Origin of the sequence: Bradyrhizobium hereditatis (assembly GCF_020329435.1) — a bacterium.
GTDB classification, from domain to species: Bacteria; Pseudomonadota; Alphaproteobacteria; order Rhizobiales; family Xanthobacteraceae; genus Bradyrhizobium; species Bradyrhizobium hereditatis.
In genome coordinates this window covers 158,101-170,748 of record NZ_JAGKJK010000010.1, presented here as the reverse complement: position 1 = coordinate 170,748, position 12,648 = coordinate 158,101, and the positions used below count along the sequence as shown (strand labels likewise).

Genomic DNA, 12,648 nt, shown 5'->3' with positions numbered 1-12,648 from the left:
TTGAGACCATGCAGAGAACCAAGCCCCCGTTCCGCGCCGACGAGGTCGGCAGTCTGTTACGGCCGCCGCGCATCAAGGAGGCGCGCGCCAAGCTGGAGAAGGGCGAGATCACGGCGGAGGACCTGCGCAAGGCCGAAGATCTCGAGATTGAAAAGGTCGTGCACAAGCAGGCCTCGATCGGCCTGAAGCTCGCAACCGACGGCGAATTCCGCCGCTCCTGGTGGCATTTCGATTTTCTCGCCAAGCTCACGGGGTGCGAACTGTTCCACCCCGAAACGGGCATTCAGTTCGCGGGCGTCGAGACCCGCCATGACGCCGTCCGCGTCATCGGCAAACTCGATTTCCCCGACAATCACCCGATGCTGGATCATTTCCGCTTCCTGAAGAAGCATGCCGAGACCGCGCATGTCACGCCGAAGATGGCGATCCCCTCGCCGTCGGTGCTGCACTTCCGCGGCGGCCGCAAGTCGATCTCGAAGGAGGTCTATCCCGACCTCGAGGAATTCTTCCTCGACCTCGGCAAGACCTATCGCAAGGCGGTCAAGGCGTTTTACGACGCCGGCTGCCGTTACCTGCAGTTCGACGATACCGTGTGGGCCTATCTCTGCTCGCAGGACGAATTGCAGAAGGCGCGCGATCGCGGCGACAATCCCGACGGCCTGCAGGAGATCTACGCGCGCATCATCAATTATGCACTGGCCGAGCGGCCGGCCGATATGGTGATCACCACTCACGTCTGCCGCGGCAATTTCCGCTCGACCTGGATCTCCTCCGGCGGTTACGAGCCTGTCGCGGAGACGTTGTTGGCTGGCACCAATTACGACGGCTACTTCCTTGAATATGATTCCGACCGCGCCGGTGGTTTCGAGCCGCTGCGATACTTGCCGAAGGGCAACAAGGTCGTGGTGGTCGGCGTCATCACCTCGAAGTTCGGCGAGCTCGAGAAGAAGGATGACGTCAAGCGCCGCCTCGAGGAGGCCGCCAAGTTCGCGCCGCTGGAGCAGCTTGCGGTCTCGCCACAATGCGGCTTTGCCTCGACCGAGGAAGGCAACATCCTCTCCGAGGAGGAGCAGTGGGCCAAGCTCAGCCTCGCGGTAGAGGTGGCGAACGAGGTGTGGGGGAAGTAAGTCTCTCTGCCCGTCATTGCGAGAAGCTCGCGACACAATTGCAGAGCAATTTTGCGCTGAAGCAACGAAGCAATCCATCTGTCCCCCGTGCGGAGAGATGGATTGCTTCGCTTCGCTCGCAATGACGGGGTGAGGGTCGTGCACACTTCTCATTTCTCTGCCAGATAGACCTCCCCCAGCAGCGACGAATTCGACCACGGCACCTGCTTGCCTTTGGTCGCGGCGACGACTTCGGCGCGCACTCGCGTCAGCATCTGCTGCACTTCCAGCCCCGGCGTGCCGATGTGGCGCGACAGCGCCGCGGAGAACGGGCTGTTGGCGCCTTCGCCGTCGAGCGCGACCTGGCCAGGCGCGGTGGCAAATGCGATCAGCGTGCCCGCGCCGCGCGTCGCCCCCGTACCGAGCGTGGCGGGGGCGGCCAACCCCGAGCCGGCTTCGATATCGCGTGCCGGGCCGGCGGAAGCCAGTTTCGGCGCCATCGGATTGTTGCGGCAGGCATCGAGGATCAGGATGTTGGTGCGGATCTGATCATCGAGACCGGCCATGATCGTATCGAGGTCCATCATCGTTTCGGTGACGCCGCTGCCGGGGCGAAGCTGGATGTCGATCGGCACGAGGTAATTGCGGCCGTCGATCTGCACGCCGTGCCCGGCAAAATAGACTACCGCCACCTGCGCCCGCGCCGCGTTGCGCAGGAAGTCGCGGATCGTGGCTTGCATCGCGATGCGGTCGAGATCGGTGCCTTCGGTGACCACGAAGCCGATGTCGCGCAGACTCTTTGCCATCGCGCGCGCATCGTTGGTCGGATTGGGTAACGGCTTGACATGCGCGTAGGCGCCGTTGCCGATCACTAGCGCCACGCGCCGGCTTGTCTCGGCACGCTGGCGCTGCTCCGTGGCGCGAGGTGGGGGCGGGCTTGCCGTATCCGCAGACGCGGCCGGTGCCGCCGCACTCGGCGCAGCCACCGCCTCCTTTGCCATTCGCTGAGAGGCCGGCGCGATCGCCTCCGACAATAGCGACAGGCGAACCTTGGCGGTTGCCTGATTGGCCTTGCTGCCGGCGTCGGAAGCCTTGCCTTCGAGCAACGCAGCGTAATCCTGCCTGGCGCGGATCAGATCGCCCTTCGCCTCGTAGGCGAGGGCGCGCTGGCTGTAGGCCGAAATCAGCACGCTGCCGGGCGGGGTCATGATGTTGGTCGGCGCCTTGGCCTTGGCGAGCCGGATCGCCTCCGTAGTATCGGCGATGGCGCGATCGAAATCGCCCCTGGCGCGCCAGATCACCGAGCGGCTGGTCAATGGCTGCGGCAATTGAGGATCGAGGCGGATCGCTTCATTGATGTCGGCCAGCGCGCCGTCGAGATCGCCGAGCGCGCGTTTCGATATGCCGCGGTTCTGCCAGGAGAAGGCAGATGGCGGACCGAATTTGACCGCTTGATCGTAGTCGGCGATCGCCTTGGCGTATTCGCCCTTTTCGCGCCAGGCGTTGCCGCGGTTGTGATAGATGATGCCGCTCGGCGGGCCCATCCGCAGCCCGTCGTTGAAGTCGGCAATGGCGATGTCGTACTCGCCCTTGTCGTAATAGGCGGAGCCGCGCAGATTGTAGGCGGCGACGCTGGCGTGCAGGCGGATCGCCTCGCTGGCATCGGCGATCACCTGCGTGTAGTTACCCTTCCTGTTCCAGCCGATCGCGCGCCAGAAATAGATGGTCGCGAGCTTCTCGCCGGAAAACACCTTCAGCGCGATGATCTTGTTGCAGGCGTCGATCTGCTGATCGGCCGGCGTGGTGTCGGTCGTGCAAAGCGGCCCGAGCTGGTTGCGTAGCTGGGCGAGGGAAGGCGCTGGCCATAACGCGGCGGCGAGCAGGGCAAGTAACGGGATTGCGCGGCGCATCAGGTCCCCATGATTGGCAGTCGCAAGTGGCGGATACCGCTTTGTTGCCTCCCGCGGAACCGGGGTTCAAGGCTGGCGCAGGTGCGTGCCTCGCCACCCGGCGTGGGGCTTCCTTCGGTGGGCAGATCGTGGTAGGACGATTTGGTCACCTGGTGCTGCCCACCAGCGCTTCCCAAAACCTTGCCCGATGAAGAACGACCAGATTCTTAGCCAGATCACCGAGTTCTGCCGCCACGCCGACATGGCGGAGACGACGTTTGGCCGCCGGGTGGTCAACGATGGCAAGCTGGTGCATCGGCTGCGCGAGGGCAAACGCATCACCATCGACACGCTGGACCGCATCCAGTCCTACATCGCCGCATCCACCGGTACGCTTCCGCCGCCCCGCGGCCTCGAAGTGCCGCCTGAAAAGCGCGATCCGCGGGGTAATTTCCGGTTTTTCGAGAACCGGCAGAAATACCTGCTGTTCGTCCATACCTGCAGCGAGAAGCGGGTGATTGCCGAGCGGGTGGCGCTGGAGCTCTCCAGCCTACATCCGCGCCCGCCCGCGCTGCGGGTGTTCGATGCCGGCATCGGCGATGGCACGGTGCTGGCGCGGGTCATGCGCGCGATGCACGGCCGTTTCCCTCACATGCCGTTCTATATCGCCGGCAAGGAGCTCAGCTTGGAGGACGTCCGCCTGACGCTCGACAAGGTGCCGGACCGGCTGTTCGAGCACCCGGCGACCGTCGTCGTTCTGACCAACATGCATTATGCGGAGGCGCCCTGGCTGACGCCCGCCTCTCCAGCTGCGGCCGCCGGCATGATCTGGCATGAGGTCGCCCTGCGGGGGGCCTCTTCGGGCGAATTCGAGGCCCAGATCGCCGAATTGGGACCGTTCCTGGAGCAGAACTGGCGGGCCAATGTCAGCCCCAAATCGGGCATGCCGATCTATGAACGCCCGGTGGCGCTGGTCCTCTACCGCGAGGACCACCGGTTCCTGCTTGATTCGATCATCCCGCGGGCGGGTCGGACCGAGGCCAATTTCGACCTTGTGATCGCTTCCCAACCCTATCGGGCCAAATCCTCTGTGAATTTCCGCGCCAAGCGGATCATTGCGCCGCTGGCTCGGTCGTTGCGGGCAGGGGGCCGCTTGATTGGAATCCACTCCTACGGCCACGATCCGGGCCTGGAAATCATCCAGACGGTCTGGCCGGGAGAAAATCCTTTCGCCGTGAGCCGTCATGAGATACTGCGCGCGGTGAAATACGAGCTGGGGTCGGTGGGGCGTGACCTCAACTTTAATGCCTACGCCGATAACCGTTCGATCTTCCGCTATGATATGGAAGCGCTGCCCAACGAGGTCACCGGTTCGATCGGAACCTCGACGGCTTTTGCAGCGTGGAATGCGGCGGTGTATGTCGCCCAGATCGAGGACGACCGGTTGGCGGAAATGACGGAAAACAGCCGAGCCCTCGATGCCACGCGAGAGGTTCTGCGCAAGCATAATGGGCTTTGGTTTTACGACGAATCCTATGTCATTTCGCGTCGTCGCGACTGACATTCCGGGATAGATCACACACAGCCGCCGGCAAGCGGCGGAAACAAGGGGTTGTTGATGCGCGCGTCTTATCTTTTCACCAGCGAGTCGGTTTCCGAGGGGCATCCGGACAAGGTTTGCGACCGTATCTCGGACGAGATCGTCGACCTGTTCTACCGGGAAGGGCCGAAGGCGGGCATCGACCCCTGGCAGATCCGCGCAGCCTGCGAAACGCTCGCCACAACCAACAAGGTAGTGATCGCCGGCGAAACCCGGGGACCGAAATCGGTCACCAATGAGCACATCGAAAGCGTGGTGCGCGATGCCATCAAGGACATCGGCTACGAGCAGGAAGGCTTCCACTGGAAGACCGCGGATATTGAGATCCTGCTGCATCCGCAGTCGGCCGACATCGCACAGGGCGTTGACGCGCTGCAGCCGGGCGAGAACAAGGAAGAGGGCGCGGGCGACCAGGGCATCATGTTCGGCTACGCCACCAACGAGACGCCGGACCTGATGCCGGCGCCGATTTTCTACGCGCACAAGATCCTGCGTTTGATTTCCGAAGCGCGCCACTCCGGTCGCGAGAAGGTGCTGGGACCGGACTCCAAGAGCCAGGTCACCGTGCAGTACGAGAACGGCAAGCCGGTCGGCGTCCGCGAGATCGTGGTCTCGCACCAGCATCTCGTGGAGGACCTGACCTCCAATCAGGTTCGAGACATCGTCGAGCCCTATGTGCGCGAGGCGCTGCCGAAGGAGTGGATCAACGGCAAGACCATCTGGCACATCAACCCGACCGGCAAGTTCTACATCGGCGGTCCCGATGGCGATTCCGGGCTCACCGGCCGCAAGATCATTGTCGATACCTATGGCGGCGCGGCCCCGCATGGCGGCGGCGCCTTCTCCGGCAAGGATCCGACCAAGGTCGACCGTTCGGCCGCCTATGCCGCGCGCTACCTCGCCAAGAACATCGTCGCCGCTGGTCTTGCCGACCGCTGCACGCTGCAGCTCGCCTATGCGATCGGCGTGGCGCGGCCGCTGTCGATCTATATCGATACCCACGGCACCGGAAAGGTGTCGGAGGACACGCTCGAAAAGGCGGTGGCTCAAGCCATGGATCTGACGCCGCGCGGCATCCGCACCCATCTCGACCTCAACCGTCCCATCTACGCGCGCACCTCGGCCTACGGCCATTTCGGCCGCACGCCGGACAATGAAGGCGGCTTCTCCTGGGAGAAGACCGACCTCGTCGAACCGCTCAAGCGCGCGGTTTAGCCAACACGTCGTTCCGGGGCGCCGCGATAGCGGCGACCCGGAATCTCGACCTTCTGGATTCCGGGTTCGCTCGTTTCACGAGCGAGCCGGAATGACGAGCAAACAAACAGGAAGCTCTCATGAACGCCCCCACCAAGTCCGCCTTCACCGACTACATCGTCAAGGACATTTCGCTCGCCGATTTTGGCCGCAAGGAAATCTCGCTGGCCGAGACCGAAATGCCCGGCCTGATGGCGACGCGCGAGGAATATGGCCCGAAGCAGCCGTTGAAGGGCGCGCGCATCGCCGGCTCCCTGCATATGACGATCCAGACCGCGGTCTTGATCGAGACGCTGGCGGCGCTCGGCGCCGACATCCGCTGGGTGTCGTGCAACATCTATTCGACGCAGGACCATGCGGCGGCTGCGATCGCGGCGCGCGGCATTCCGGTGTTCGCGGTGAAGGGCGAGACGCTCACCGAATACTGGGACTACACCGCCAAGCTGTTCGACTGGCACGGCGGCGGCACGCCCAACATGATCCTTGATGACGGCGGCGACGCCACCATGCTGGTGCATGCCGGCTACCGCGCCGAGCAGGGCGACACTGCCTTCCTCGACAAGCCGACGTCCGAGGAAGAGGAAATCTTCTACGCGCTCGTCAAGCGCCTGTTGAAGGAGAAGCCGAAAGGCTACTTCGCGGAGATCGCCAAGAACATCAAAGGCGTCTCGGAAGAGACCACGACGGGTGTTCACCGCCTTTACGACATGGCGAACAAGGGCACGCTGCTGTTCCCTGCCATCAACGTCAATGACAGCGTCACCAAGTCGAAGTTCGACAACCTCTATGGTTGCCGCGAGTCGCTGGTCGACGGCATCCGCCGCGGCACCGACGTGATGATGTCGGGCAAGATCGCAATGGTCGCGGGTTTTGGCGACGTCGGCAAGGGCTCGGCCGCCTCGCTGCGCCAGGCGGGCTGCCGCGTCATGGTCTCCGAAGTCGATCCGATCTGCGCGCTGCAGGCGGCGATGGAAGGCTATGAAGTCACTACCATGGAAGACGCCGCGCCGCGCGCCGACATCTTCGTCACCGCGACCGGCAACAAGGACATCATCACGATCGACCACATGCGCGCGATGAAGGATCGCGCCATCGTCTGCAATATCGGTCACTTCGACAACGAGATCCAGATCGCGGGTCTGCGTAACCTGAAGTGGACCAACATCAAACCGCAGGTCGATGAGATCGAATTCCCCGACAAGCACCGCATCATCCTCTTGTCGGAAGGTCGTCTGGTGAACCTCGGCAACGCGATGGGGCATCCGTCCTTCGTGATGTCGGCGTCGTTCACCAACCAGACGCTGGCGCAGATCGAGCTGTTCGCCAACAACAAGGACGGCAAGTACGAGAAGAAGGTCTACGTGCTGCCGAAGACGCTGGACGAGAAGGTCGCCCGCCTGCACCTCGCCAAAATCGGCGTCAAGCTGACCGAACTGCGTCCCGACCAAGCCGAGTATATCGGCGTCAAGCCGGAAGGCCCGTACAAGTCGGATCACTATCGGTATTGAGGGAACGATCAGATCATCGGCGTTGCGGTGGCCGGGGCTTGCTCCGGCCATTTTTTTTGAGTGATAGTGAAAATGGGGCTCATGATCCGTCCCGTGGCAGTCATGGAGTCGCGAACGACCAGCCAGCCGTTGGGGATTGGCTACGTTTACGCGATGTTGATGTCTTGGACATCGAGTGCCGTTGATTAACTTCTCGCGGTTTGTTGACGCGACCGGACCAAAGATCGAATGCCGAACGTTGGCGTAGCGGCATTGCCTCGAAACAATCGGGAGCCAAACGCTTCGGAACGAAGCCAGTGAATCTCTCGCGGGGCATGCGGAATTTGCGATGACTTGGTTCGTAACATAATGTTATTTCTGATTGATAATGTAAGTGCTCGCGTGAGTTGATTGCAGGTCGGAGGGGGAATTGGCTGAAGGATTCAACGAAGCTCGTCGAAATATTGTTACGTTTCTATCGTCCCTGCGGCAGTCGATTGATCGCCCCTTCCGGGTACGGCTGCCGAAGGAAGCTGGAGATCGTGAACGGTTGATGCAAGCCATAATGATGGTGGAAGAAGCACGTATCCGCTTCAACATGTACACCCGTTATCAGCAAGAGCCGTCAGCCGATGAATGGGCGGCGGCTCGCCAGGAACTCGTGAAAGTTGTTAACTTATTTGCACGCACGTATGCAGTAGATACGTTGATTTCCGATCGACGCTTTATCTTTAGGCCACTATTGAGTGCGGAGCGTGAAAACCCCACGCCGTTCATGCAAAAGATGCTGGATCCGGAAAAGTCACTCCCTGTGATGGAAGCGTTGGCCATATTCCGTGAATACCTCGAACAAGTTGGAGTTGAATCTAGTAATACGCAGGGCTCTCTCTCTTTTGATGATTTGGAGCACATTGTTCCCCAGCAACAGGTCGCACCTGTTCAATTCGATGTAGTCGATGGTCGTATCGTCGTTTCCCAGCGTGCGCCAAAAGCTGGCGAGGCCGATAGGGCAAATGTTCGGTCGGCGCTTGAACATATCCGTGGAAGCGGCGAGCAGCTAATCAACAATTTGGAGAACTCCAATTGCGATAAGCGTCTGCTCGAAAGCGTGAAAGAGCTTCAGTCGCAGCTGGTGTCCGATGGGAACATCATAAAAATCGGGCTTACTAACCTTGCGTGCAGCGTAATGAGTGCGCAATTTCAGCCTGAACTCCCAGATGCCATTGTTGGCATGTTCAATGCATATAACGCCAGTATCTCGCTTTACGTAGCACAGTTTCCTGAATGGGATCAGTTTACGCAAAAGGCCGCGGCTATTGATCTCGATGAAGACGATATAGCGGAGCTCGATATTACTGCAGGCGAGATAGTTGAGGGGCTTACGAAAAATCCCGCGCTTGCGGATGCAGAGGTTCCTAAGACAATTACGGCCGTCAGGCAATTTTTGGCCTTTCCTGGCTCTTCGTCGAAGCGTGCAGCGTTCGCCTTGGTCCGTACTATCGAAAACCTCGTTTCAAGCATTGTTCGACATAGTATGGGCTTTTTCAGCAAGACTGCGGAAAAGACGGTGGATGCTGGGTCAACAGCGGCATCTAAAGCCATTATCGGTCTTCTTGGTATTGCTCTAATGAGTGCATCTGGCATCGGCTCAGCGGCAGTTCGCGCGGGTGCGCCGTGGGTAAAGCAAGCAGCGGAGATTATTCAAAAGCAGATTGAGAAGGTGGCGGAGTAACCCTGAGCGGTACGGTCAAGAGACCAAGTCGAACTTCGACAACTCTATGGCTGCCACGAGCCGTTGGTCGACGGCATCCGCCGCGGTACTGACGTCATGATGTCCGGCAAGATCGCGATGGTCCAACGGCAATACGAGAAGAAAGTTTACGTCCTGCCGAAGACGTTGGACGAGAAGGTCGCCCGCCTGCACCTCGCCAAGATCGGCGTCAAGCTGACCGAGCTGCGTCCCGACCAAGCCGAGTATATCGGCGTCAAGCCGGAAGGCCCGTACAAGTCGGATCATTATCGATATTGATTTCGGACAAAGCCTCGAAAAGCCCCGGAGCGATCCGGGGCTTTTTGCTGACCGGCGGAATAACCAGAGATGATTTCCAGCGTTTTTCGCGCCGGAAAGACCGTCGAATTCCGCCGGCATTTCGATACATCGTGTATCGCCGCGGTAAGCGCACAATGCGAGTTGCAATTTCTGCCTGCTGCCCATTACATCTGAAAGCAGGGAGAACGCCATGACCGGTACGGCAGAACATTTCGACGTCCTCATTGTCGGCGCAGGCCTGTCCGGCATCGGCGCGGGGTATCACCTGCAGGAGAAGTGCCCCGGCAAGAGCTACGTGATCCTCGAGGGACGCGATTGCATCGGCGGCACCTGGGATCTGTTTCGCTATCCCGGCATACGCTCCGACTCCGACATGTACACGCTCGGCTATTCGTTCCGTCCGTGGACCGAGCCGAAGGCGATCGCCGATGGTCCGCGTATCCTCAACTATGTCCGCGAGACCGCGACTGAGAACGGCATCGACAAGAGGATCCGCTTCCACCACCGCGTCAAACGCGCGTCGTGGTCGTCGCCGGATTCGCGCTGGACGGTGGAGGCCGAGCGCATTGTGGGCGAGGGAGCGACCGAGATCGCGCGCTTCACCTGCAATTTCCTGTTCATGTGCTCGGGCTATTACAAATACGAGGAAGGCTACACGCCGGAATTTTTGGGCACGGCAGATTTCGAAGGCCGCATCGTGCATCCGCAGAAATGGCCTGAGGATCTCGACTATGCGGGCAAACGCGTCGTTGTGATCGGCTCCGGCGCGACCGCCGTGACGCTGGTGCCGGAGATGGCCAAGACCGCCGCGCATGTCACCATGCTGCAGCGTTCGCCGACTTACGTAGTGGCGCGCCCGGCGGAGGATGTGCTTGCCAACAAGCTCCGCCAAAATCTCTCCGCCAGACTCGCCTATCATTTGATCCGCTGGCGCAACGTGCTGTTCGGCATGTATTTCTTCCAGCTCTGCCGCCGCAAGCCCGAGCGCGCCAAGCAACTGATCCTCGGCGGCGTCAAGATGGCGCTGGGGCCCGAATACGACGTCGCCAAGCATTTCACGCCGCGCTACAATCCGTGGGAGCAGCGGCTCTGCCTGGTGCCCGATGGCGATCTCTTCAAATCGATCCGCGACAAGCGCGCCTCCGTTGTCACCAACGAGATCGACACTTTCACCAGGCGCGGCATCAGGCTGAAAGACGGCAGCGAGCTCGAAGCTGATATCATCGTCACGGCGACTGGCCTCGTGCTGCAGGTGCTCGGCGGCCTCGAGGTGAGCGTCGATGGCCGCAGCATCGATTTCGCGCGCACGCTGAACTACAAGGGCATGATGTATTCGGATATTCCGAACCTGGCCTCGGCGTTCGGCTACACCAATGCATCCTGGACGCTGAAATGCGACCTGACCTGCGAATATGTCTGCCGCCTGATCAACTACATGGACCGGAACGGCTACAAGCAGTGCATGCCGCACAATATCGATCCGCAGGTTACGGAACTGCCGTCGATCGATTTCTCGTCCGGTTATGTGCAGCGCTCGATCGCGAAACTGCCCAAGCAAGGCTCGAAGCGGCCGTGGCGGCTGTACCAGAACTATGCGCTTGACATCATCAGCTTGCGCTATGGCAAGGTCGATGACGGGGTGATGCAGTATTCGTGATGCGGCACTTGAACGCACTTGCCGCCGGCTGCGTCCGCTCGTGCCATGCGTCGTTTCGCGTATACGTGAGCGACTTCGAATCGTCCAACATGTCCTCACGGTTAACGCCAGATTAACCGGCGTGTCGCAGGCTGCGTGTCTTGCGGCCCGTGACAGCACGAGGAAGCCCATGGACGCCCAGCGAATTGCCATCGACGCCATCGTTGCGCTGACCGATTGCGACCGTGAGGCGGCCACCGCCTTCGTCCGCAAATGCTATCTCGCCGGGGTCCGCGATCCCAAACGGCTGACGTTCAAGGGCCTGCAGGCACTGGCGCGGGGTTGAGCGGTGAACCTTTCCGTCATTGCGAGCGCAGCGAAGCAATCCATCGTTCCGCGTACGAGGTGGCAATGGATTGCTTCGCTGCGCTCGCAATGACGCGGAAGTAGCGACGCAACACTCGTCTGTCATGCCCCGCCACCGGGTCGCGCGAACGCGCGCCCGATGACAGGCTCCGGCGGGGCATCCAGTACCCCGCGGCTTCTCGGTTCAATAACTGCTGTCTCTGGAATACTGTCACCCGCCTTCGCGGGTGACGACGGCCATTCCCTCAACCCACGACGACTTCGCTGATCTGGATGACCGGGGACTGGTCGGTGTAGTTCGGGATATCGGCCATGATCTCCTTGGCGTGCGGCCCGAAGCCGGCCTGGAACGCCTCGAGCGAGTCGCAGAAGATGTGGCACATGCCGACATAGGTGGCGGGAGCGCCAGGGGCGCCGCCGGCGAGGCCCTTGTCGACCGTGTAGTACTTGCAGGCGTCGCCCATGCGCGCCTTCACGAGCGGCATATGTTTGTCGCGGTAGTAATCGTGATCGAAGCGCCCGCCGGGTGTGTTGGGATACATTACGCTTACCTTGATCATGGACGTGCCCTCCGATCTGATGTTCGCCGTTATGCTCCGGCGTCAGCCAAAATCTGCGTCAATTTTGCAGATACTGCAACTCGGGGGCTGCTTGTATCGGTGACCGGATACGATGCCCGTTGCTGCAATGCATGAGACCGAAGATGAGGCGGACCGACGAATGTCCCCTGTCGATGGAAATTGCCGATAACAGATGGGCGGACCGCCAGTTCCGCTACTGGACCGAACAACGTAGGCCAGTCGTCAATATCGCCTTCGGGTGGATTGGCGCGAATATCGCCTTCGGATGGAGGCGCGACAACGGGCGTTCGGCCATCACTCCATCAATCCAATACGGGTCGAGGTTCCGGCCTGTCTCATATCTGCCGCACTGCAGACCTATCGCTCGAACGTGTCCGACCTGCCGCACTGTAGACGTATTCTGACATTCATGCTCACGGCGTGGCTGAGGGTAGCGCGCAGCAGGTAACTGCCTCGTTTCTTCTAACCTAGAGGAAAAGTACCGTGATGAAAATTGTGATTGTAGCGGGTGCAACGCTTGCCTTGGTGACTGCAGCCGGCGCTGCCGACATCCCTCGCCGACAGCCCGTCTATCAGCAGGCGCAAATCGGCAAGATGCCGATTGGCAAGACCCCAATCGGGAAGACCCCCGTCGGCAAGACGCCCGTCGCGCCGCGGCCCTACACGCGGTACTGACGCT

The 12,648-nt window shown here is 60.9% G+C and carries 10 protein-coding genes and 2 pseudogenes; 10 read left to right on the top strand and 2 right to left on the bottom strand.

The features are described 5' to 3' along the window. Positions 1 to 8 precede the first annotated feature (8 nt). Entirely contained in the window at positions 9 to 1,127 is a 1,119-nt protein-coding gene (locus J6524_RS23510; protein ID WP_225674914.1) for a cobalamin-independent methionine synthase II family protein, read from the top strand. A 149-nt stretch (positions 1,128 to 1,276) separates the two neighbouring features. Here J6524_RS23510 and J6524_RS23505 read toward each other — a convergent pair whose 3' ends face one another. Continuing rightward, positions 1,277 to 3,016, bottom strand: a complete 1,740-nt coding sequence (locus tag J6524_RS23505) for a caspase family protein (protein ID WP_225674911.1) — start codon at positions 3,014 to 3,016, stop codon at positions 1,277 to 1,279. Positions 3,017 to 3,203: 187 nt separating this feature from the next. Here J6524_RS23505 and J6524_RS23500 point away from each other — a divergent pair, with 187 nt between their 5' ends. The 8 genes and pseudogenes from J6524_RS23500 to J6524_RS23470 all read left to right on the top strand — a co-directional run bounded on the left by J6524_RS23500 (position 3,204) and on the right by J6524_RS23470 (position 11,368). Next, positions 3,204 to 4,556 (top strand): hypothetical protein, encoded by a 1,353-nt coding sequence (locus tag J6524_RS23500; protein ID WP_225674909.1) that lies wholly within the window; start codon positions 3,204 to 3,206, stop codon positions 4,554 to 4,556. Positions 4,557 to 4,613: 57 nt separating this feature from the next. Next, a complete protein-coding gene (gene metK, locus J6524_RS23495) occupies positions 4,614 to 5,810 on the top strand; it encodes a methionine adenosyltransferase (protein WP_225674907.1) in 1,197 nt (398 codons plus the stop codon). A 119-nt stretch (positions 5,811 to 5,929) separates the two neighbouring features. Further along, positions 5,930 to 7,357, top strand: coding sequence for an adenosylhomocysteinase (gene ahcY / locus J6524_RS23490; RefSeq protein ID WP_225674905.1), 1,428 nt, complete (start codon positions 5,930 to 5,932; stop codon positions 7,355 to 7,357). Positions 7,358 to 7,766: 409 nt separating this feature from the next. Beyond that, positions 7,767 to 9,068, top strand: a complete 1,302-nt coding sequence (locus J6524_RS23485) for a hypothetical protein (RefSeq protein WP_225674902.1) — start codon at positions 7,767 to 7,769, stop codon at positions 9,066 to 9,068. A gap of 54 nt (positions 9,069 to 9,122) precedes the next feature. Then, a pseudogene (locus J6524_RS37435) lies at positions 9,123 to 9,182 on the top strand (hypothetical protein); the annotation flags it as partial. A 15-nt stretch (positions 9,183 to 9,197) separates the two neighbouring features. Next, a pseudogene (locus J6524_RS23480) lies at positions 9,198 to 9,365 on the top strand (adenosylhomocysteinase); the annotation flags it as partial. A gap of 211 nt (positions 9,366 to 9,576) precedes the next feature. After that, the gene (locus J6524_RS23475) at positions 9,577 to 11,043 is read left to right on the top strand and encodes a flavin-containing monooxygenase (RefSeq protein WP_225674899.1); all 1,467 of its coding nucleotides are present in this window, start codon (positions 9,577 to 9,579) and stop codon (positions 11,041 to 11,043) included. 169 nt (positions 11,044 to 11,212) lie between these two features. Then, a complete protein-coding gene (locus J6524_RS23470) occupies positions 11,213 to 11,368 on the top strand; it encodes a hypothetical protein (RefSeq protein ID WP_225674897.1) in 156 nt (51 codons plus the stop codon). A gap of 265 nt (positions 11,369 to 11,633) precedes the next feature. On the opposite strand, the gene J6524_RS23465 is transcribed toward J6524_RS23470, so the two are convergent. After that, positions 11,634 to 11,948: an EthD family reductase gene (locus J6524_RS23465; protein ID WP_225674895.1), complete on the bottom strand. Its 315-nt coding sequence runs from the start codon at positions 11,946 to 11,948 to the stop codon at positions 11,634 to 11,636. Positions 11,949 to 12,455: 507 nt separating this feature from the next. Between J6524_RS23465 and J6524_RS23460 the strand changes: the two genes are divergently transcribed. Further along, positions 12,456 to 12,644, top strand: a complete 189-nt coding sequence (locus J6524_RS23460) for a hypothetical protein (protein WP_249789589.1) — start codon at positions 12,456 to 12,458, stop codon at positions 12,642 to 12,644. The last annotated feature ends 4 nt before the right edge of the window (positions 12,645 to 12,648 follow it).

What these genes read in the sequence shown, in the direction of transcription:
- J6524_RS23510 (WP_225674914.1), top strand. Translation starts at nt 9, where the DNA reads ATGCAGAGAACCAAGCCCCCGTTCCGCGCCGACGAGGTCGGCAGTCTG.
- J6524_RS23505 (WP_225674911.1), bottom strand. Translation starts at nt 3,016, where the DNA reads ATGCGCCGCGCAATCCCGTTACTTGCCCTGCTCGCCGCCGCGTTATGG.
- J6524_RS23500 (WP_225674909.1), top strand. Translation starts at nt 3,204, where the DNA reads ATGAAGAACGACCAGATTCTTAGCCAGATCACCGAGTTCTGCCGCCAC.
- metK (WP_225674907.1), top strand. Translation starts at nt 4,614, where the DNA reads ATGCGCGCGTCTTATCTTTTCACCAGCGAGTCGGTTTCCGAGGGGCAT.
- ahcY (WP_225674905.1), top strand. Translation starts at nt 5,930, where the DNA reads ATGAACGCCCCCACCAAGTCCGCCTTCACCGACTACATCGTCAAGGAC.
- J6524_RS23475 (WP_225674899.1), top strand. Translation starts at nt 9,577, where the DNA reads ATGACCGGTACGGCAGAACATTTCGACGTCCTCATTGTCGGCGCAGGC.
- J6524_RS23470 (WP_225674897.1), top strand. Translation starts at nt 11,213, where the DNA reads ATGGACGCCCAGCGAATTGCCATCGACGCCATCGTTGCGCTGACCGAT.
- J6524_RS23465 (WP_225674895.1), bottom strand. Translation starts at nt 11,948, where the DNA reads ATGATCAAGGTAAGCGTAATGTATCCCAACACACCCGGCGGGCGCTTC.
- J6524_RS23460 (WP_249789589.1), top strand. Translation starts at nt 12,456, where the DNA reads ATGAAAATTGTGATTGTAGCGGGTGCAACGCTTGCCTTGGTGACTGCA.